General features: G+C 26.1%; 22 protein-coding genes. 13 read left to right on the top strand and 9 right to left on the bottom strand.

All coding sequences use genetic code 11. From position 1 onward, the window contains the following. Nucleotides 1-43 precede the first annotated feature (43 nt). Nucleotides 44-802 (bottom strand): FkbM family methyltransferase, encoded by a 759-nt coding sequence (locus BFL38_RS06820; protein WP_069726346.1) that lies wholly within the window; start codon nt 800-802, stop codon nt 44-46. Between the two features lie 245 nt (nt 803-1,047). Here BFL38_RS06820 and BFL38_RS06815 point away from each other — a divergent pair, with 245 nt between their 5' ends. The 3 genes from BFL38_RS06815 (at nt 1,048) to BFL38_RS06805 (ending at nt 4,960) form a co-directional block, all read left to right on the top strand. After that, nucleotides 1,048-1,860, top strand: a complete 813-nt coding sequence (locus BFL38_RS06815) for a Cof-type HAD-IIB family hydrolase (protein WP_069726345.1) — start codon at nt 1,048-1,050, stop codon at nt 1,858-1,860. A 20-nt stretch (nt 1,861-1,880) separates the two neighbouring features. After that, entirely contained in the window at nt 1,881-3,107 is a 1,227-nt protein-coding gene (locus BFL38_RS06810; protein WP_069726344.1) for a M20 metallopeptidase family protein, read from the top strand. A gap of 110 nt (nt 3,108-3,217) precedes the next feature. Next, nucleotides 3,218-4,960 carry an LTA synthase family protein gene (locus tag BFL38_RS06805; RefSeq protein WP_069726343.1) on the top strand — a complete coding sequence of 581 codons (1,743 nt, stop codon included), beginning with the start codon at nt 3,218-3,220 and terminating at the stop codon, nt 4,958-4,960. Nucleotides 4,961-5,017: 57 nt separating this feature from the next. Here the strand turns inward: BFL38_RS06805 and BFL38_RS06800 are convergent, their stop codons facing one another. Continuing rightward, entirely contained in the window at nt 5,018-5,455 is a 438-nt protein-coding gene (locus BFL38_RS06800; RefSeq protein WP_008732191.1) for a PepSY-like domain-containing protein, read from the bottom strand. Between the two features lie 200 nt (nt 5,456-5,655). After that, a complete protein-coding gene (locus tag BFL38_RS06795; protein WP_069726342.1) occupies nt 5,656-6,093 on the bottom strand; it encodes a PepSY-like domain-containing protein in 438 nt (145 codons plus the stop codon). Nucleotides 6,094-6,348: 255 nt separating this feature from the next. On the opposite strand from BFL38_RS06795, the gene BFL38_RS06790 reads away from it, so the two are divergent. Beyond that, entirely contained in the window at nt 6,349-6,585 is a 237-nt protein-coding gene (locus tag BFL38_RS06790; protein ID WP_008723013.1) for a hypothetical protein, read from the top strand. A 36-nt stretch (nt 6,586-6,621) separates the two neighbouring features. Here BFL38_RS06790 and BFL38_RS06785 read toward each other — a convergent pair whose 3' ends face one another. From BFL38_RS06785 to dhaK, 4 genes are all read right to left on the bottom strand, one after another. Next, nucleotides 6,622-7,095, bottom strand: coding sequence for an ankyrin repeat domain-containing protein (locus BFL38_RS06785; RefSeq protein ID WP_069726341.1), 474 nt, complete (start codon nt 7,093-7,095; stop codon nt 6,622-6,624). An 80-nt stretch (nt 7,096-7,175) separates the two neighbouring features. Beyond that, nucleotides 7,176-8,621, bottom strand: a complete 1,446-nt coding sequence (gene dhaM, locus BFL38_RS06780; protein ID WP_069726340.1) for a dihydroxyacetone kinase phosphoryl donor subunit DhaM — start codon at nt 8,619-8,621, stop codon at nt 7,176-7,178. A 24-nt stretch (nt 8,622-8,645) separates the two neighbouring features. After that, nucleotides 8,646-9,260 carry a dihydroxyacetone kinase subunit DhaL gene (gene dhaL / locus BFL38_RS06775; protein WP_069726339.1) on the bottom strand — a complete coding sequence of 205 codons (615 nt, stop codon included), beginning with the start codon at nt 9,258-9,260 and terminating at the stop codon, nt 8,646-8,648. A 198-nt stretch (nt 9,261-9,458) separates the two neighbouring features. Then, the gene (gene dhaK, locus BFL38_RS06770; protein WP_069726338.1) at nt 9,459-10,454 is read right to left on the bottom strand and encodes a dihydroxyacetone kinase subunit DhaK; all 996 of its coding nucleotides are present in this window, start codon (nt 10,452-10,454) and stop codon (nt 9,459-9,461) included. Between the two features lie 268 nt (nt 10,455-10,722). Here dhaK and BFL38_RS06765 point away from each other — a divergent pair, with 268 nt between their 5' ends. The 4 genes from BFL38_RS06765 to BFL38_RS06750 all read left to right on the top strand — a co-directional run bounded on the left by BFL38_RS06765 (nt 10,723) and on the right by BFL38_RS06750 (nt 14,000). Continuing rightward, complete coding sequence (locus BFL38_RS06765; protein WP_069726337.1) at nt 10,723-11,448, top strand: HEAT repeat domain-containing protein; 726 nt, start codon at nt 10,723-10,725, stop codon at nt 11,446-11,448. A gap of 220 nt (nt 11,449-11,668) precedes the next feature. Continuing rightward, nucleotides 11,669-12,667: an ABC transporter ATP-binding protein gene (locus BFL38_RS06760; RefSeq protein WP_069726336.1), complete on the top strand. Its 999-nt coding sequence runs from the start codon at nt 11,669-11,671 to the stop codon at nt 12,665-12,667. A gap of 25 nt (nt 12,668-12,692) precedes the next feature. Further along, entirely contained in the window at nt 12,693-13,400 is a 708-nt protein-coding gene (locus tag BFL38_RS06755; protein WP_008723028.1) for an ABC transporter permease, read from the top strand. A 24-nt stretch (nt 13,401-13,424) separates the two neighbouring features. Next, the gene (locus BFL38_RS06750) at nt 13,425-14,000 is read left to right on the top strand and encodes an ankyrin repeat domain-containing protein (RefSeq protein WP_069726335.1); all 576 of its coding nucleotides are present in this window, start codon (nt 13,425-13,427) and stop codon (nt 13,998-14,000) included. Here the strand turns inward: BFL38_RS06750 and BFL38_RS06745 are convergent. Continuing rightward, nucleotides 13,980-14,273 (bottom strand): hypothetical protein, encoded by a 294-nt coding sequence (locus BFL38_RS06745; protein WP_256097216.1) that lies wholly within the window; start codon nt 14,271-14,273, stop codon nt 13,980-13,982. The two genes, BFL38_RS06750 and BFL38_RS06745, sit on opposite strands and share 21 nt — an antisense overlap. Before the next feature lie 222 nt (nt 14,274-14,495). On the opposite strand from BFL38_RS06745, the gene BFL38_RS06740 reads away from it, so the two are divergent. Beyond that, nucleotides 14,496-15,269 carry an ankyrin repeat domain-containing protein gene (locus BFL38_RS06740; RefSeq protein ID WP_069726334.1) on the top strand — a complete coding sequence of 258 codons (774 nt, stop codon included), beginning with the start codon at nt 14,496-14,498 and terminating at the stop codon, nt 15,267-15,269. 88 nt (nt 15,270-15,357) lie between these two features. Beyond that, complete coding sequence (locus BFL38_RS06735; RefSeq protein ID WP_069726500.1) at nt 15,358-16,950, top strand: tetratricopeptide repeat protein; 1,593 nt, start codon at nt 15,358-15,360, stop codon at nt 16,948-16,950. 101 nt (nt 16,951-17,051) lie between these two features. On the opposite strand, the gene BFL38_RS06730 is transcribed toward BFL38_RS06735, so the two are convergent. Then, the gene (locus tag BFL38_RS06730; RefSeq protein WP_069726333.1) at nt 17,052-17,996 is read right to left on the bottom strand and encodes an alpha/beta fold hydrolase; all 945 of its coding nucleotides are present in this window, start codon (nt 17,994-17,996) and stop codon (nt 17,052-17,054) included. 135 nt (nt 17,997-18,131) lie between these two features. On the opposite strand from BFL38_RS06730, the gene BFL38_RS06725 reads away from it, so the two are divergent. Genes BFL38_RS06725 through BFL38_RS06715 form a run of 3 tightly spaced genes read left to right on the top strand, consistent with a single transcriptional unit; the run spans nt 18,132 to nt 20,576 of the window. Then, nucleotides 18,132-18,914 (top strand): outer membrane beta-barrel protein, encoded by a 783-nt coding sequence (locus BFL38_RS06725; RefSeq protein WP_069726332.1) that lies wholly within the window; start codon nt 18,132-18,134, stop codon nt 18,912-18,914. Nucleotides 18,915-18,948: 34 nt separating this feature from the next. Continuing rightward, nucleotides 18,949-19,719, top strand: coding sequence for an RNA-dependent RNA polymerase family protein (locus tag BFL38_RS06720; RefSeq protein ID WP_069726331.1), 771 nt, complete (start codon nt 18,949-18,951; stop codon nt 19,717-19,719). A gap of 17 nt (nt 19,720-19,736) precedes the next feature. Beyond that, on the top strand, nt 19,737-20,576 hold the full coding sequence (locus BFL38_RS06715) for a hypothetical protein (RefSeq protein ID WP_069726330.1): 840 nt from the start codon (nt 19,737-19,739) through the stop codon (nt 20,574-20,576). Nucleotides 20,577-20,594: the final 18 nt, after the last annotated feature.

Genomic DNA, 20,594 nt, shown 5'->3' with positions numbered 1-20,594 from the left:
TTAAAGTAAAGACAGCAGCTTTTATAATAAAATTGTTATAATATTATTCTTTTACAAATAAAATATCACATCCTATATCAATTAAAACTTTATATCCTTTAGTTTTCATAAAGTCAATTAGTGTATTTTCTTTTTCATTATTTTCAATGGTTAAAAGCCCAAAACTATAAGTATTAAAATCTATAGTCTTTAATATATCTAATTCTCCGCCTTCAATATCAAGAGATAAAAAATCTATATGTTTTATTTCACTATGATAATTCTTCATTAAATCATTAAAAGTAATAGATTTAATATTTATATATTCTAAATTATCTATTTTTGCTTCAGATTTTATTCTTTTGGCATGCTCATCAGAGCAATGTTTTTCTAAAACATTTAAAGCATCTACCTTAGATCTAATAAATTTAATACTATCAGAATTTTCACTATCAATAGCAAAATTATATGTATAACATTTTCTATTCTTTTTTAAAAGTTCAAAATTATCAGGATCTGCTTCTATACAAATACCATTCCATCCTAATTTTTCAAATATATATGTATTATTAATCCATTCACCATTATGTGCACCTATATCTATAAAGAATCCATTTTTTTTACCATTAAAATATTCATATACTAAAAAATCTTGATCATATTGACTTTTAAATTTTATATTATTATTTATTTCTATAATGTTTTTTAAAAATGAATATTTATTATTTAAATAAACATTTTCATTTACAGCATTTTTTAGATAATTTCTTATTTCTTTAAATGGAACCCACCATAAAAAATTATTAATAGTTTTGATATCCATTATTCCTCCTTAAAATTTTTTTAAAATAAAAATACCTAACAATGGCTGTTAGGTTTATATGATTTCTAAAAATAAAGATTATTATATTAGTTGGCTTGGCTTGTAGATTCTAGCCATAAATTATTATAAATATATTGAATATTCATGTTTTTTATTATATATTATAAAATATTAAAATGCAATTTTTTTTACTTAAAAAATATATAAATTTACTTTTTATTAAAATTAATTTAGAGGAATAAACAATGCATATATCAGATATAGCAAAAGAAAAAATTAAATTAATAGCTGCTGACTTAGACGGAACTTTACTTAACAGCAATAAAGAAATTTCAGAATATAATCAAAAAATAATTAAGAAACTTATTAATAAATATAATATAGACTTCATATTATCAAGCGGAAGACCTTATGAAGGAATAAAAAATTATAATGAAATTTTAGAAAATAATAATTTGTCTATTATTTTTAACGGAGCTTCTATTGCTGATAATGATGGTAATATAATATTTAGAAAAACTTTAGATGAAGAGGCTTCTAAACAAATAATAGAATTATCAAAAAAATACGATGTATGTCTGCATGTTTATGATAATGGAAAATATATTGTTTCAAAAGAAAATTTTCCAATAAAATCTTATGTTCAAATAGAGAATAAAGTTAATGTAATTGCGGGACTTGAAAATATCAATGATTACAGATTTGATAAAATGCTTATTTTAGGAGAAAGGGATATTTTAGAAAAATTAAAAGAAGAAATTGACTCGTTAAATTGCGTTCACACTTGTTTTTCAGGTACTTTGTTTTTAGAAGCTGTAAATAAAGAAGCAAATAAAGGAAATGCATTAAAAAAAATATGTGAAATTAAAAAAATAGATATAAAAGATACTATTGCTTTTGGAGATAATTTTAATGATATAGAGATGATAGAGTATTCTGGTATTGGTGTCGCTATGGGAAATGCTGAAGAAAATGTAAAACAAAAAGCTGATTATATTGCTCTTTCTAATGAGGAAGATGGAGTCGGAAAGTTTTTAAGCAGTATTTTTTCAATATAATAAATTTAAAAAGTTGTTTTATGGAAGAATTAGATTTAATAAAAAATAAAATAAAAAGCATAAAAAAAGAATTAATCAGCATAAGAAGAGATATGCATTCCAATCCTGAATTATCAAATGAAGAGTTTAGAACTATGGAATTAATATCTAAATATTTAACATCTCATAATATAAGGCATAGAACAAAATCTGCCGGTACAGGTATTATAGCTGATATTGATGGTATTGATAAAAAATTTACAGTTGCTTTTAGGGCGGATATTGATGCTCTTCCAATAGAAGATTTAAAACATTGTGATTATTCTTCTAAGAATAAAGGTGTCTGTCATGCATGCGGTCATGATGTGCATACTGCTATTAATATGGGTATAGCAAATATATTTTCAAATAGTACTGATAATAAAGAAAAAATTATTCCTCCTTGCAATGTTCGTTTAATATTTCAGCCGGCAGAAGAAACTACAGGCGGTGCTTTTCGTATGATAAAAGATAATGCACTAGAAAATGTTAATGTTATATATGGTATCCATGTTTCATCTAATGCTGATATCGGATATATACAGATAAACGATAATATAGTTAATGCTAGCTGTTTAGATTTTATAATAAAAGTTTATGGAAGAAGCAGTCATGGTGCTAACCCTTCAGGAGGAGTTGATGCTATAGTTATTGCATCAAAAATAATAAATGATTTACAAACAGTAATAAGCAGGAATATTGCAGCAGAGGATAGTGCAGTTATTACGGTTGGTACTATTAATGGAGGTACTGCTACAAATATAATATGCGATTATGTTGAAATGACAGGTACCATAAGAGCTTTAAAAGAAGGCATTATGGAGAAAGTAAAGTTAAGAATAAAAAAGATGATAAAGTTTATAGCAAATTCATTTGATGGAGATGCGGAGTTTATAGAAACTGTTTATTTTGCAAGTCTTGTAAATTGGAAAGAGGCTTCAAATATTGTGAGAGAGAATGCTTCTAAGTTGTTGGGTGAAAATAAAGTATTAGAATTAAGTCCTTCTTTAGGTTCTGAAGATTTTTCTTTTTTTGTTCAGAATAAACCGGGAGCATTTTTTTATTTAGGTGCTAGGAATGAAAAGAAGGGGATAGTATATAAAGCACATAATGGATTATTTGATGTGGATGAAAACTGTATAGAAATAGGATTGATGCTTCAGATAATGAATCTATATAAAAGCTATTTGGAAAAAGATTTATTTTATATTGGCAAAGAAAGAAATTAATATATTTTGATATTATATTTTTATATAGATAAAAAAATTATAAATAATTGTATAAAAAAATATATATTATATAATATGTATTCAATATTTTAATTTTTATGGATGCATATATGAAAAATATAAAATTCAAAGATAATAGTTTTTATCTGATCTCTTTATTATTAATATTATTGCTGTATTATTCTATAACTCAAATTTTATTTCCAATGTTTTCAGTTATGAAAATGAATTTCAGTATTGCTGATATATTGTATATTTATTTGTTTTCTATAATATCCTATATACTATCTAATAAAAATAATTATATATCTTATTTTTTTATAATAGTTGCGGTATTTTCGTTTTTTGCTATAGAACCATTAGGAATTACTATAGAATCCAAGCCTCTATTTTTTACTGATATGCCGGATTTGTATCCTTCTCTTATAGAGGTTCTTCCGTTATATATGAAAATTATAACAGTATCTGCTACTATTTTGTATTTCGGACTTTTACTTGCTTATGCTTTATATTTTATATATAGATTGATTAAAATGTACAAAATAGATATTAAAAAAGCTGTTATAATGACTTTAATAGTAGCAACTGTAACTTATATATCATTTTTTAGAAATATCAAAATGGATTCTATATATGTTGATTATATTAATATAGCTAATAAGTACGGTATTATTAACACTATAAGTTATAGAATTTCTTATGATAAATTTATGAAAGTAAATGCAAATATGGAAAATGTACAGGAGGCAGTTAACATATTAAAAGATGCTCAGAATAAAAGAGATATATCCAATTTAATACTATCTTATGATTCGGATAAAAATAGAGATGTATTTGTAATATTTTTAGAATCTTTTTATGATTATGAACATTTTCTTCCTTTAATGGATAAAGATCCTTTTCCTGAAGAATACAGAGAATGGGCAAGTAATTCAACTAAAGTAGGACCTAATGACAGCTATGGAAGTTTATTCGCTAGAATTTCGGGACTTACAGGAACTTCTCCTATATTTCCTAAAAAACAAAAAACACCTATATACACAGCTTTGCCTTATTTGATGAAAGAAAATGGATATTATACTATAGCTTTAGAGGAATCAGATGTAACATATTATCTTGATGCATTATTTCCTAATATAGGCATAGATGAAGTTGTATTTAATTTGGGACTTACAAATATAAAAAATTATATAAATACTAATGATTTTGATAAGCCTGTATTTATAACAGGGTTTACATTCATGGGGCATGCAGGAAGCCATGTTGAAAATGACTTAGATGTATATGAAAATAATAAGAGATTTATGGATAAAATAGATAAAAGAGATATACCTGTTTTAGTTGAAACAATGGAAAATTCAGCATTAACTGCCAAAGATATAATAGATACAAAAAATACTATATTAGAAAAATACCCAGATGCTCTTATAATATTTAAACATGATCACTTATATCCGTATTTAAAAACTATAATACATAATTCAACTATAGATGATTCAATGAAAGAGGATTTCTTTTATTCTTATGATATTTCCCCTATATTGATATGGAATGGAACTAATGGCTATTATAAATTTGAAGAGAATGGATTTCCTCCTGAAAATATACCTATGTTTGTTGCTGTAAATACAGGAGCTGATTATACAAATTCTATAATATCATTATTATATAAGGATAAAACAGACGGCATTATAAGGTTTTATAATTCATTTTATACAAATGATAATGGAAAAATAGTCAGAATAGAAATAGATAAAAATAGTTTGCCGTATAAGCAGAATAATGCTCAGAGAATATTATCTCAAGATTTATTTAGAGGACAAAAGTATTTTTATGAATGTATAAATAATTAATTTTTTATAATAATAAGGACTGACAATTAACTGTCAGCCCTTGTTTTTATTAGATTATTAGTCTAATTTATCTCCTACAATTTTGCCGTTGTTATCAACATAAACTTCTCTGTTGTTTCCTAATTTTAATTTAAAGCTTAAATATTCTTTGCTTATTTCTAATACAGGAACTTGAGGATATTTAGCTTCTACTGTTTTAATTATATTAGCAGGTACAAATTTTGTAGTTATAGGCTGATTATTTCCAGCTACATCAGTCCAATCTCCATTTTTATCAAAATCAATTTCTACACCGCTTGCTAATTCTACTTTATATGATTGTCTGTCCTGTTCAGCATAAACTATCTGATCATTTGCAAAATTGGCTTTCACAAAATCCTGTGCTTTTTTAGGAAGCTGATTTGCCTGTATAGCTATATCAGCAGCAAAGGCACTAACAGCAAACAGCATCATTACGGATGAGATTAATATAATTTGTTTTAAATGTTTTATCATAAGATAACTCCTTTTGTTTTTTGTTATACTTATATGATAATACATAAATTAGTAAATGTCAAGTTATTTTACAATATTTTTAAAATAAATTTACTTAAATTATGAAAAAGTAAATAAAAAGTAATAAATGTAAATATATTTTAAATAAAAAAATCCGGTATTAATAAAATATACCGGATCTTTTATTGATTTTTTAATTATTAATCTAATTTATCTCCTGTTATCTGTCCGTTATTAGATACATAAACTTCTCTATTATTTGATAGTTTTAATTTGTAACTATTATATTCTTTGCTTATATCTAGAACCTCAATCTGCGGGTATTTTGTTTTTACAGCATTTAATATTGCAGCAGGTATAAATTGAGTAGGTATAGGTCTGTTATTTCCAGCTACATCAGTCCAATTTCCAGATTTATCAAAGTCAATTTCTATTCCGCTTGCTAATTCCACTTTATATGATTGTCTGTCTTGCTCTGCATAAACTATTTGATCATTTGGAAAATTAGTTTTTACAAAAGTTTGAGCATTTTGTGGTAATTGATTAGCTTGTATAGGCATATCCTCTGCTGTTAAAATTAGGCTTGAAAGCATCATTAAAGATACTATAGAGATGAAAAGTTTTAATTTTTTCTTCATACGCTTCTCCTATTCATTAAAATCATTTAGCAGTAATTAAAACTTATACATTTTTTTTATGTAAAATATTGTTTATAAATAATATCTTTTTTTACAATTTTTTTAATAATATTATATTTTAATAATTTTATATAATTTTTTATATAAAATTTGTATATAAAAAAACTCTTTATTAAAAATAATTTACAAAAAAATGTTGACTTTTTATAAAAAAATCTTAAATTATTCTAATATGAAGTAAAAATAGGAGGGAGTATGGCTCATAATATTATAGATGGATATAGAAAAATAGAAGGTAATTATCCAACTTATAGAGAATATCTAATACATTTCTATTGTAAAGATTGTTCTAATTTTTGGGCAGTAGATGATAAAGAAATTAATATATCAGAAGATGATGATATTTCTCAAATTGATGATATCATTGAAGATTCAGTTTCTCATTGTCCAATATGCGGATCGACAAATATAACAAGAAGCAATAATAATTAATAAATGAAAAGATAGTATTAAAAGAGAAAATGTATTTTATATATTTTCTCTTTTATTTTCTATAAAATCAACAATTTCTTTGCATCCCATATCTTTAGCTATATTAAGTGCATCTTTGTTATCTTCATTTTTGACTCTTAAATCAGCCCCATTTTCTATAAGCATCTGCGTAGCTTTTATATTATTATTTTTTACAGCTATTATTAAAGCAGTGTCTCCTCTTACATCCATATCATTAATATTAGCACCATTTTTGATAAGGTATTCTATAGTGTCTAAAGCCCCATCTTCTGCGGCATACATCAACGGAGTTTTATTGCTGAAATCTTTTGAATTAATATTAACGCCAGAGGCTATTAATCTCTTAATTTTTGAAAGATCACCATATAAACAAGCTATATGTATATTTTCTGAGCTTTCTATTCTAATATTTTTAGCTATTTTTTTCATAATAGGCCATAATATTACTACAGCCACTATTACAACTATGATGATAGTGTTGAAATTCATTGTTTTTTCCAAATTTTATATAAATTTATATACGGGTAATATGTTTATAAAACAATATAAAATTATTATAGTAAAAGCTATTATTTTTTTAAATAAATAAATTTTCCTTCCTTGTTTTTAGTATCTATTACTATATCTTTTCCCTTTAACTCCATAGCTGAGTTATATATAACATAAGGTATATTCAATGATTTTAAAAGTATAGCCGCATGAGATACCGCACTTCCATTTATAGAAATCACACCTTTTATATTTTGTCCTAATTCAGTTATAATAGAGGCATACACATTATCAACTATTAATATTGTATTATCCTCACTAGGCATATTAATTTTTATATCTAATAAATATTTTAAAACTTGATATAGTATATCTTCTATATCATATTTTCTTTCTTTTATGTATCCTTCATCTAAAGAATCAAAACTTTTGAATATATTTCTCATTACTTTATTGTATGAATAAGCAGCAGAATATTTTTTATTATCTATTAAATCGTATACTTCTTTTAAAGCATAATCATCAAAAAGCATAGATATATAAGTTTCAAATATTAAATATTCATTATTTTGCAGATTTTTTTCTTCTATGATTGTTTTTTGTTCTATAAGATCCTTTTTCACATTTTCAATTGCAGTATTGAATTTATCTTTTTCAGATTTGGCATCTTTTATATATTCTTTTTTTACATCTATACCAAAATACATATAAACTGCTTTTCCAACTACATATCCGTCAGATACTACAATAATATTATTATTTATAGAGTTTTGATGAAGGGTTTTCTTTTTTGTTTCAATTTTGCCATTTACCAAATGTTCAAATCTATCCAAAACCTGATCAGCATCTGGTCCTTTAGCATATATTTCCATAACATCGCCATATTCTATATTTAATAAAGTTACTTTAGTGATACTATCTGCAGATACAGGCGGCTTATGTTTAGTCTTATTGGAAATATATACCTCGCTTTTAGAATTAGCTATCAAATTAATAAACATAAATACAGGTCTGGCATGAAAACCATTTTCTAATAATATCTTATATTCTCCTTTCACATAATCTTTAAATTCTATATTATCTAATACTTCATTATTTGCATTATAATCAACTTTATCTTTAACATAAGATATTTTAGGCGTTAAACTTTCAAGAGATTCATTAATAACTTCGTCTATATTTTTACCTAATGAAGACTGTATAGCAGCATTTATTCCTCCCTCTATAAAAGGAGCTGAAGTCATTCTGACATTTGCTGATTTTTTTTCATCAAGCATAGATATTGCAAGTTCAGAACTTATCAAAGCACTTCCCAAATCGCAAAATATGATAACTCCGTCATCTGAATATACACTTTCTATTGCATTAAAAACATCAACAGCATCAGTACCAATTTCTTGGTGATTTTTCCCTGTTCCTCCTGAAAATGATATATCAACATTATTAATATTAGTAACTTCCTTTATGTACTCAGCAGCAATTTTAGCAAGTTTATAACTATGTGAAACAAATATTAAACTAACCACATTAATTCCTTTTAATATAATTTTTTATAAAATATTTATTAATTCTTTTATCATCATAAATGAAGAAGTTGCTCCAGGATCCTGATGACCTGCACTTCTTTCTCCTAAATAGCTAGCTCTTCCTTTAGTAGCAATCATATCTATAGTTGATTTCATTCCATTTTCAGCTGATGTTAATACTTTGCTTTTAAAATCTTCTATATTTTCATTATTTTCTTTCATAGCATTAAATGCCGGAAATAGAGTATCAAGCATAGTTTTTTCACCTTCTTTAGATTTTCCTAATGCTGATATGGCATTTATTCCTTTATTAAATATTTCTGTTATATCTTTTAATGTTAATTCCTCTTTATTAGCAGAAACTATACTAGCATTAAGAAAGAAAGTACCGTATAAAGGTCCTGAAGCTCCGCCTACATTTTTTATAAGAAGTGTTGCTGTTTGTTTAAATATAGCAGATATTGCAGAATTCTCATCTTTACTTAAAGCATCTCTTACAAAATCAAAACCTCTGCTCATATTTATTCCATGATCAGCATCTCCTATATCAGCATCCAATTTGGTAAGATAATCTTTATTTTCATCGTATACAAGAGACAGATTAATAAGCCATTCTTTTATTTTTGTATTATTACACATAAATATATCCTTTATAAAATAAAAATTGTTTGCTAAAATGTTATGCCAAATAAACTTTACAGATGTGCTCAATTTTTATATTTATCTTTTTTGTATTTTAAAACTATATTTATTATTGCTATGTTATTAATAAAAAATTTTATTAAAAAACAATATTAAATTTTAATTTGACAAACAATCAGCTTATAATTTTACGAATTACATCCCCCATCTTAAAGCAGCTGTATGTACAGGATAATCCCAAAGTTTTAATATATCATCATTAGTTTTCATTAAACTAATAGAAGCACCTGCCATATCTATAGAAGTAACATAATTACCTATTAAGTTTCTTACTATTTTTATTCCTTTTTTTTCAGCTATTTTAACAGCATCATTATACAATATGTAAAGTTCCATTAGAGGAGTAGCTCCCATACCATTAATCATACATATAACATCATCGCCATTTTTGTATGGTATGTCAGAGCATATAGCTTCCATCATTATTTCCGCTATTTCAGAAGATGCTTTCAGTTTTGTTCTTTCTCTTCCCGGTTCTCCATGAATTCCTATACCAATTTCCATTTCATTATCAGATATATCAAATGTAGGTTTTCCAACTGCCGGAACTGTACATGAAGTTAAAGCCATACCCATAGATCTGGCATTTTCTTTACAATAATTTGCATATTCCAAAACTTTATTTATATCATCTCCTCTTTCAGCAGAAGCCCCGCATATCTTTTCAAAAAATACAGTAGCTCCAACTCCTCTTCTTCCTGTGGTGTATAGACTGTCTTTAACCGACACATCATCATCTATAATAATACTTCTAGCATCAATACCCTCAGCTTTGCATAATTCTTCAGCCATTTGAAAATTCATAACATCTCCGGTGTAATTTTTTACTAGAAATATAATTCCTTTATTATTGTTTATTGATTTAGCAGCTTCTTCCATTTGATCCGGAGTAGGTGAAGTAAATATCTCACCCGGACAAGCTGCATCAAGCATACCATATCCTACAAATCCGGCATGTAAAGGCTCATGTCCTGAACCTCCGCCTGAAATTAATGATACTTTGGTATTTTTATTGGCTCTTATTACATATATAGGATCATAATTAACTTTTAAAATATTAGAGTATGCTTTTTCCATGCCTTGAAGTTCTTCTAATATTATATTATTTACATCATTAATTATTTTTTTCATAATTCTCACTCCTATATTTTTTTATTTTGTATATATTATGTTACTTAATATATTTATATTATAAAACACATACATCTTTTTGCAATAGAATATATGGAATTTTATTAATAATTAATTTAAAAATTATCTGTAATAAAAAATTTAGTATATATGAGAAATACAGTATTTTTATATATGATTATTTTTTTATAAATTTTGTAAATTTGCTTGCAATTATTGAATAATAATAGTATTATTAATAGAAGTTAATATATTAAGGGGTTGTATAATGCTCAAGAAAATATTTATCGTAACATTAATGTTTGCATTTTCTTTATCATCTGTTTTTGCTCAAGATACTACTACCACAACTACTACTGATACAGAAACTACAGGCAATAAGCCAAGAGAACAATTAGCTCAAAATTTTGTGGATGCATTGGCTGCTCAAGATGAAAAACTTTTAATATCAGCTATAGAAGGCGGTAGTCCTCAAGTTAAAGCTATGTGTTTCAAAGCTTTAAGTGAAAAAGGTGCTAGTTCTGAAACTCTATTAGAAGCAATTAACAGATATGTAAGCTATGGTTTAAATGCACCTTCTAGTCAGAATTCTGATTCTATGGTTCGTTATCAGGCTTTACAGGCTGCTAAAGCTGCTAAGTCAGAAACTTCTGTAGAATATATATCACAAATGTTATATTCTGAACAAGAAACTTCTAATATTATAGCTGCTGCTCAGGCATTAGGCGAAATAGGAAGTCCTAAAGGTGTAGCTGCTTTGCTTTTCCAATTAAGATTAGCTAAAACTCAGGCTATAGTTTATGAAGTTGCTGTTGCTTTAGGTAAAATAGGTGATCAGGCTGCTTTAAGTGATTTGATAGATTTAGCTCAAAATGATCAATACTTCGTAGTTGTTAGACAAGCTGCTGTTGATGCTATAAAAAATATTAAACCTTCATCAGATAGCGGAAATAACAATACAACAACTACTACTACTGATACCGCAGCTCAGTAATATTAGTTAATAAAAACATTAATTTAATTTTGAATAAAAAAAGTCTGTCTAAGTAGGCAGACTTTTTTATTTATATACTTTTTAAGTATTGATGATAATTTTTTATTACTGAAAAAATATTATTTTGCGATAATATATAATTAAATATATATTGATAAATTATAATTTTACTGTAGAATATAACATTCTTTTGTTGTAATTAATATTTAAAGGATTTTTAATGATCAAAGTTGATAATATAGTTAAGTATTATGGAGAACATATAGCATTAAAAGGGGTATCCTACACTATAAACAAGGGCGAAATAGTAGGTTTTTTAGGTCCGAATGGAGCTGGTAAAAGCACTATGATGCGTATAATTACAGGTTATCTTCCGGCTACAAGCGGATATGTTTATTTAGATGATTATGAGGTTTACGACAATCCTATAGAAATTAAAAAAAGAATAGGGTATATGCCTGAAAATGTTTCACTATACACTGAAATGACAGTTATAGATTATCTTAGATTTTGTGCAAAACTTAAAGGCATACCAAGAAAACATATAAAAACTGCTTTGGAAAATACTATAGAAATAACAGGACTCACAAAATATAGAAACAGAATAATAGGGCATTTATCAAAAGGTTATAAGCAGCGTACGGGAATAGCACAGGCAATAATACATGATCCTGAAGTTCTGATATTAGATGAACCTACAAGCGGTTTAGACCCTAATCAATTAATAGAGGTTAGGTCTTTAATAAAAAGTTTAGGCGGAACAAGAACTGTTATACTTTCTACTCATATATTAAGCGAAGTTGAAGATACTTGTGAAAGGGCTTTAATTATAGACAGCGGAGAGCTTATTGCTGAAGATACAATAGAAGGGTTAAAAATGGCTATGGATAGAGAAATATTGGGTGGCAATATAGAACTTAAAGTAGCTGACAGATATAATGATGCTCTTTTATGTGTTAGGGAAGTTAATGGAGTTGTTCAGGCAGAAGCTAACTCTTATGGGGATATTATTATTGAATGTGAGAGAGGAAATGATTCTAGGGCACAAATAGTTAAGCATTTAGTTAATAATAATTTTGATGTTCTGGAGATAAGGGCTAAAGAAAGATCATTAGAAGAAGTATTCATTTACTTTACAGATAAGAAGAAAAATGAAGATTTTGATAAATCTAAATATATCAGAGATGCTGTATTGAATGCAGAAAATAATGAAGAATAAATAATTAATTAAGAGGTTAAGATAAATGAGAAATATATATGTTGTATTTTCAAGAGAAATTCAATCTTTTTATGTATCGCCATTATATTATATATTAGGATTTATATATCTTGCTTTGACAGGATACTTTTTTACTATAGAAATCTATTATAGCAGACTTGCTGTTATGGAAAACACCATGTATAATATTGGATTTTTTACAATATTATTCCTTTCTATTCTTTGTATGAAACTTATAGCAGAGGAAAGGGCTTCTGGAACTTTTGAACTTATAATGACAGCACCAATCACTTCATTACAATATGTTTTAGGAAAATATTTATCTGTATTGGTTGTATATGCTTCACTTCTGGTGATGACTTTTGTTTATCCTATACTTCTTATGATTTTCGGAAAGCCTGATATTGGAGTAATATTCAGCGGATATTTGGGATTATTCCTTTTAGGTACTGCAATACTTGGTCTTGGACTTATTGCAACAAGTATATCTAAAAGTCAGTTAGTAGCTGCTATTTTAGGAGTATCTATGGGAATATTTGCATATATAATAAATTGGCTTAGTGAAATGTTTACTGGGGCTAGCAAGATATTGAATGCTATTTCTATAACAACATACTTTTCTGATTTTACTAAAGGTATGATAGATATACAGAATGTTATATTCTTTTTAATTTGGGCTGTTGCATGTATATCAATATCTACTATGTTTGTAGAATCTTATAAGTGGCAGTAATCTTATTAAGAGAGGTTCATTAAAATGTCTAATATAGTTGAGTATGTGAAAAATAATGATATAGAAAATGTAAAAAAATGTTTGGAGTCTGATAATTCTTTAGCGGATGCAAGAGATGAAGAGTCTAGATTCACATTGCTTATGATTTGTGCTAAGAAGGGATATTTTGATATAGCCAAACTTTTAGTAGAAGAAGGAGCTAATTTAAATGCAAGAAGTAAAACGGGTATAACTGCTTTAATGTTTGCATGTGCTGAGAAACAAGTGAAAATAGCTGAGTATTTAATAGATTCTGGTGCTGATGTTAATTTAAGGGACAGACCATTATTTTCAGCCCTTCTTTATGCCTCTCTAACAAAAGAGCATGATATAATAAAAGCATTAGTTGAGGCGGGTGCTGATGTTAATGCTAAGAATTTCAAACTTGTAACACCATTAATGTTTGCTGCTGGTATAAATGACATAGAAACTATGAAATTATTAATAGAAAATGGGGCAGATATAGAGCATAAAAATAGAGACGGTGAAAGAGCTTTAGAATTTGCTATTCGTAAAGAGCAGAAAGAAGCAGAAGAATATTTAAAGACTGTTTCTAAATAATTTTTTTAAAATATATTCATTTAATTGATTTTTAAAAATACAAATACTAGAAATAATTATGCTTTCTAATATTAAAATAAAAGTGAATATTATATTTCCAAAATACACTTGATTATCTTTATCTATAAATGTATTTAAATCTGTTCCGTAAGTATTTATATTGTATAAAAGTCTAATAAAGAAATAAGCACTAATTAATATGTTAATAGATACGAAAGAAATAACATGAAGTTTATCTAATAGTTTTTCGTTTATATGAAATAATTTAGTCAAAAAAACATTTATCATTTTTATAAAATAGTATAATAGAATAAATAATAGTAAAATTATTAAGCTTTGGGCGATTAGTATTGGGCTAAACATTAATATCTCAAACATAGCTGTACTCATATTTTTATTATACATCATATTTGTATTTTTTCAATTATAAAAAATTTAACATAATTCTATATAATTAGTTATATATATTTGTAAATTTATTGCGGATATTATATTATGCAAAAATATTTAATTTTAATATTTATCATATTTAATGTTTTTTTATATCCTGAATATATAATCGGTTCCGGTAAATATGATATCAATAGAGATGAAGATAAGATTTTTATATATGCTGGGGATAATAATTATAAAGGAGTAAAAAATTTATTATATAATGGAATTGATGTCAATATACTTGACATTGATAAAGTATCTCCTTTGATGATAGCTTCTTTTAACGGATTTAATGATATAGTTGATTTACTTATAAAAAATAATGCTGATGTAAATATAGTCAATAATTTCGGATATAGTGCTATGATGGCAGCGGCTGCCGGAGGTCATTATGATGTTTTTAATATATTATTAGATAATGGCTCAAATATCAATCAAGTCAATAATGACGAAAACAATGTATTGATAGAGGCTTGTTTTTCTGAGAATACTGATATAATTAAAAAAATATTAGAGCTTGACATTGATATTAATCATCAAAATAATATGGGGTATACCGCATTGATACAGGCTGTCATAAATGATTATGAAGATGCTGTTAATATTTTACTAGAGAATAACGCTGATATTAATATTATTAGCGATGATGGTAAAAGTGCATTGATGTTTGCCGTTATTAGAAAAAATACTGATATAATTGATATTTTACTTAAATATAATCCTAATATTAATATTGAAGATAATGATTCAAATACAGCTTTAGATTATGCTTATGATACAGGCAATGAAAAAATTATTAATATGATTAGAGAATATTACGAGAATAATAACTAAAAAATACGATCAAGTTATCATATTTATTTCTTTTTATGAAATGCAATCCGATAAATATCTTACTTAATATCGGGATTTTTGCATGGAAATGGAAGAAGAACATAATTTTATAAAAAATGAAGAAAATTATGAACCTGAAATAGAAAAGTCTTCTTCAAAAGTTGTTATGTTAACAACTTTATTCCTTGTTTTATTAATCGCTGGAATATGCTATTGGATATATAATTCAAATACATATAATAAATCCTATTCATATAAAAGTAATATACAGACTAATACTCAATTAAGTAATAAAAATGATATTCTAAATAGAAATAATATAAAGAAAAATTTAGATTATTTACTAGAAATAAAATATAAAGAATATATCGCTCCTCATGTTAATAGTTTCAATTCAATTATAGATAAAAGCGGTTTATTAAATGTAGATACTAGAACTATAGCTATTATATTTGCAGCTACATTACTCACTATTATTGCCTCTATGTTTTTATTTAGAGGAAGTGATTCTAAAGCATTAGAAAGTGCTGATTCAGATGTTAGTTTTTTTAATAGGGATAGCAATGATAATAATAAAGATAAAAAAGATGAAAGTATTAATAAATTGGATACATCAGGTATTATTAATTCAATAGGTTTAGATAATGAGCAAAAAATTATTGATACAAATAATGATGGGGATAAGTTAGTTTTGAAAAATGATTATTATAAATACAATAAGAATGGAGATAATTTATTTTGGAATGTTATAAAGAAAAATAAGAATGATGAAAATTTAGATATAAATGAATTATCCCTTATGGCTTTAAGAGAGGTTGAAAATGGAAATGATGATAATGCAATAAACATATATACGAAAATATTGAGTTTTGATGATAATAATACGGCTGTATTAAAAAGCAGGGCATTGCTGTTTAATAAAAAATATGAAGAAACTTCTGAAGATAAATATTTTGATGCTGCTTTAAAAGATTATAATAAAATAATAGATATTAATAGTTTTAATGAATATAGCAGTACAGACACTTTGAAAGACAGAGCGGTTCTTTATACTAAAAAATATCATTATACATCTAATGAGAATTATTTTAATTTAGCTTTAAATGATTATAATAGGATAGTTAGTGATAATAATGATAAAGATGATTTAAGCACATTGCTTATATATTCAGATCTTTATAATGAAAAATATAAAAATACTCATGATAAAAAATATTTTCAAATGTCTTTAGATAATTATAATAAGGCTCTTGCTATAGATAATAGTAATACTTCTATATATATAAACAGAGGCTGGCTTTATTTAACAGATTACAAAATTTGTAAAGATATAGAAAGTTTAGATAATGCTGAAAAAGATATAAAGCATGGACTTACTTTAGAAAAAGATAATTTTTATCTTTTGAATAATGGCGGAATAACATCGCTTTATAAATACAAACTAGAAAAACAGGTAAAAGATTTAAAAGAGTCTGAATATAGTTTTCTAAAATCTATTAAGAATAATAAATCAAATTCTGTTTTGGCTGAAAGTTATTATTATTTGTCATTGGTTTATGATGAATACGCCAAACTTACTACCATTACAGCTGAAAAGATGAAGGAATACACTGAAAAAAGTAAGTATTATTTTGAAGAATCAAGGAAATTGGGATATTCTCCTGAGCCAATATCTAAATAAATTTTTTGTAATTTATATAAATAATTAAATATTATTTTTGTCTATTATGCATAATATGGAAATTTAAAATCTATAGACTTTGAATTTTGGAATTTAGAAGATTAATGTCCGTTTACCCTGCTGCATATACCTTCTACTATTGTATTATAATCTTTTGTATTTTCTATATTGAGAAGATGTCCTGCATTCTCTGCGATAAATAAATCTTTATCAGGAGCTGTTATAGTTTCATAGTATTCTTTTACAATAACAGTAGGTACCTGCCAATCATCAGCACCGCATATAAAAAATATAGGCATACTGAAGTTTGTAAATTTACTTGTATCATAATCAATTATATAATATATAAGATTTTTATTTAATATTAATGAATTATGATTAAAGATATCTTTAAATGAGTATATAGGACTTTGTTTAATTATTTTATTTAATTTATCATTGCCTTCATAATACCCAGCTAATTTATATTTTACTTGTATCTCCCTGAAATTTTTAAATATTTCAAATACATTATTTTTATTTATAATAGAAGGATAATTTTTTAATTTCTCTATTTTTTTGATATATTTCTGATTATTGCTTTTTTGAACAATATTATAACAATAATCAAATCCGGTTTTCTCTCCTATTTGAAAATTTACAACTTGCCCCATACCAATATAGGCAGAAACTAGATTAGGAAATTTTTTTATAAATTCAATTCCCAAAACACTTCCCCAAGAATGCCCTAGTAAAATAATATATTTAGAATTATATCTTAATTTAATATAATTAATTGTTTCTTTCAAATCTATAAGCAGTTTCTCTATAGTGATATCTTTATCTTTTGATTTATTTCTTGCCTGAGTTTTTCCTGTTCCTCTTTGATCATAGTACACTAAATTATAGTTTTGAGTTTTTGAATGCATTTTATATAGAAAATATGCTTCGCTTTCTCCTGGGCCTCCATGCAGAAACAGTAAAGTTGTATCCGATTTTTTTGGGTAATGTATAAAATATTGTTCTATACCATTTATATTTACATATTCTTCAAAAAATATATCCATGATTTAGTATTATATAGAATAATAGTCATTATTACAATGATAAAAATAACTAATTAATTTTATAATAATACCGTTTGATTAATATGACAATATGTGTTATTATAAAAACATAGAATATAAAAATTAAGGGTTACAATGAAATTATGTAAAATATTAGCGGTGTTATTTATTCTTTCTTATTCGGTATTTGCAAAAAGCGGATTAGAGCTTGGCGTTTTTGTTCCTATAGGTTTTAATGTAGGTATTCATTATTATGACAAAGCTCCATCAAGTTTAAATAATCAGCAGGCAGCTACATACAATACTTATGTTACAAATAATACAAGGACTTCCCATATTGGGTATGATGCAGGTGCTTTATTTCAGGCAGGCTATAGACTAGAATTAAATGAAGAAATTAGTTTTAGTTTTATGGGAGAGCTTGGATACAGCAGAGACACTTTTAATTACAGATTAAAAGACAGTAAAACAGATGTTCCGGCACTTAAACAGCAGAATTATCGTTACTATACTTTTGACAGCCTTGTTATTGGTATTTTACCTAAAGTTAATTATAAAAGATTTTCTTTTGGCGTAGGTGTAGGAATGAAAATATTTTTATCCGGCACAATCAATAATTCAGGATATAATCAAACATTAGATTATACAGCTGAAACTATAAAAATGATAGATATGAAAAATTACAAAGACTATTTTACTTCAAATGTAATAGGATATTTAAAATTAACTTTAGATTATTCAGTATATACATCTAAGAAATTTGATATAGTTGTAGGAGCATATATTGATTATGACTTTGCTTTAAGATATCAGATAAAAGGCTCAAAAATCAATAATCAAATTGATGCCCCTATAGAAAATATATCAAGTGTAGATTTAGGTATACAAGTAGGCGTTAAAATAAGACCTATGAATTAATATTAAGTATTAAAAAGTTGATAAAGAGAAAATTATGAAAAAAGTATTGAATATATTTATAATAATGTTTTTAAGCTGCCTTACTGTTTTTGCTAAAAGCGGTATAGAATTAGGAATATTTGTTCCATTAGGTTTAAGTATTGGAATAAATCAGTATAGTTTAACTAATAAAAATCCAACATCACAGCAGAAAACTCAATTTGAATCAGCAGTAAAACAGGCAAATAGAAAATCATCAGCGGGATTCGATGCAGGTTTTTTATTTCATATAGGATACAGATTTGATATAAATAAAGATTTTAGTATAAGTGTTTTAGGTGAATTAGGATATAATCATGATGAGTTTTCATTTTATAGTATGAGCGGGGATAAAAAAAATGAAAATAGTTATGTTTATATGTTTGAGAGTATGTCTTTTGGTATATATCCTAAATTTAATTGGAAGAAATTTGCATTCGGAGTGAATGTAGGAATTAAAGTGCCTCTATATGCTAGGGCTATGTCATCTTATATAAATTATGATGCTAAGAATATTGATAGAAATATAGAAAATTATAATGCATTTCAGATAAAAAATGTATTTGATGTCCCTATCATACCATATCTTAGAGTTTCTGTAGATTATGAAGTTTATACGGATAAGAAATTCGCATTAGTATTGGGCGGTTATATAGGAGGAGATTTTGGTATGTCTTTTAAAAATACTATATTAAATAATCAAAGCATAGCCAAAATAACAAAACAAACTATATCTAGTTTTGATATAGGTTTTCAAGTTGGCATAAGAATACTGCCGAATAATTAATTTATAAGGAGAAAAATATGGTAAAAAAATTATTTAGTTTACTTCTGCTTGCTGTTTTAGGATGTAATAATAATGTATTAAAGCCTGATGATTTTAGTAAAGAAAGTATTGATAAAAAATACCCATATTGGCAGGTTGGTATAGAAAGTTTTGAGATAGCCAGCGAATTAACAAAATACACAACTATTACAGTTGATGAAAAAAAGTATATGTTAATATGTATGGCTCTTATCAGATTGGCAGTTAATACTGATGAGTTTGCAAGCCGTATAAAGGCTGCGGATGCTGAATTGGGTTCTTCTGTAAATGACAGCTATGACGGACAAGAACTTAAAGTAGGAGATAAATATGATGCTCAAAAAGTTATAGATACTGTTCGTTCTCTTAAATATGATTTTGTATATAGAAAAATGAATACAGCAGCTGGAGTTGGTACAGGTGAAATGGGAAAATCAAGATATCTTCGTCATGGTCTTCAGCCTGAAAATCAAATACCTACAGGCGGATGGGTAGGATTCAGCAGCGGTAATTGGGGCAGTATAGATTCTGCTTTATTTGGCAACTATTCTACTTATATGGAAAGTCAGGCATACGCTAATACAGCAGGTTTAATGTTTCATGAACATATGCATAATATAGGCTTTCATCATGTAGGGAAATATAAAGTTCCTTATACTCTTCAGGGGGTAGTAACTGACATTTTAAATAAAATATTATGGAAAGATGCAATAAATGGAGCTAATCCAAGTTTAAAAGATAAATATGAAAAACAGCTTAATGAACTTATAGCTTATTATCTTACAGAATATAAACATTTATTGAATGAAGATACTATTTTCGATCCTAGTCAAAAATAATAAAGTTAATGAATTATA

The organism is Brachyspira hampsonii, assembly GCF_001746205.1.
In the GTDB taxonomy this organism is placed as follows: Bacteria; Spirochaetota; Brachyspiria; order Brachyspirales; family Brachyspiraceae; genus Brachyspira; species Brachyspira hampsonii_B.
Note: the sequence above shows the minus strand (reverse complement) of the source record. Positions and strands in the feature narration are given on the sequence as shown.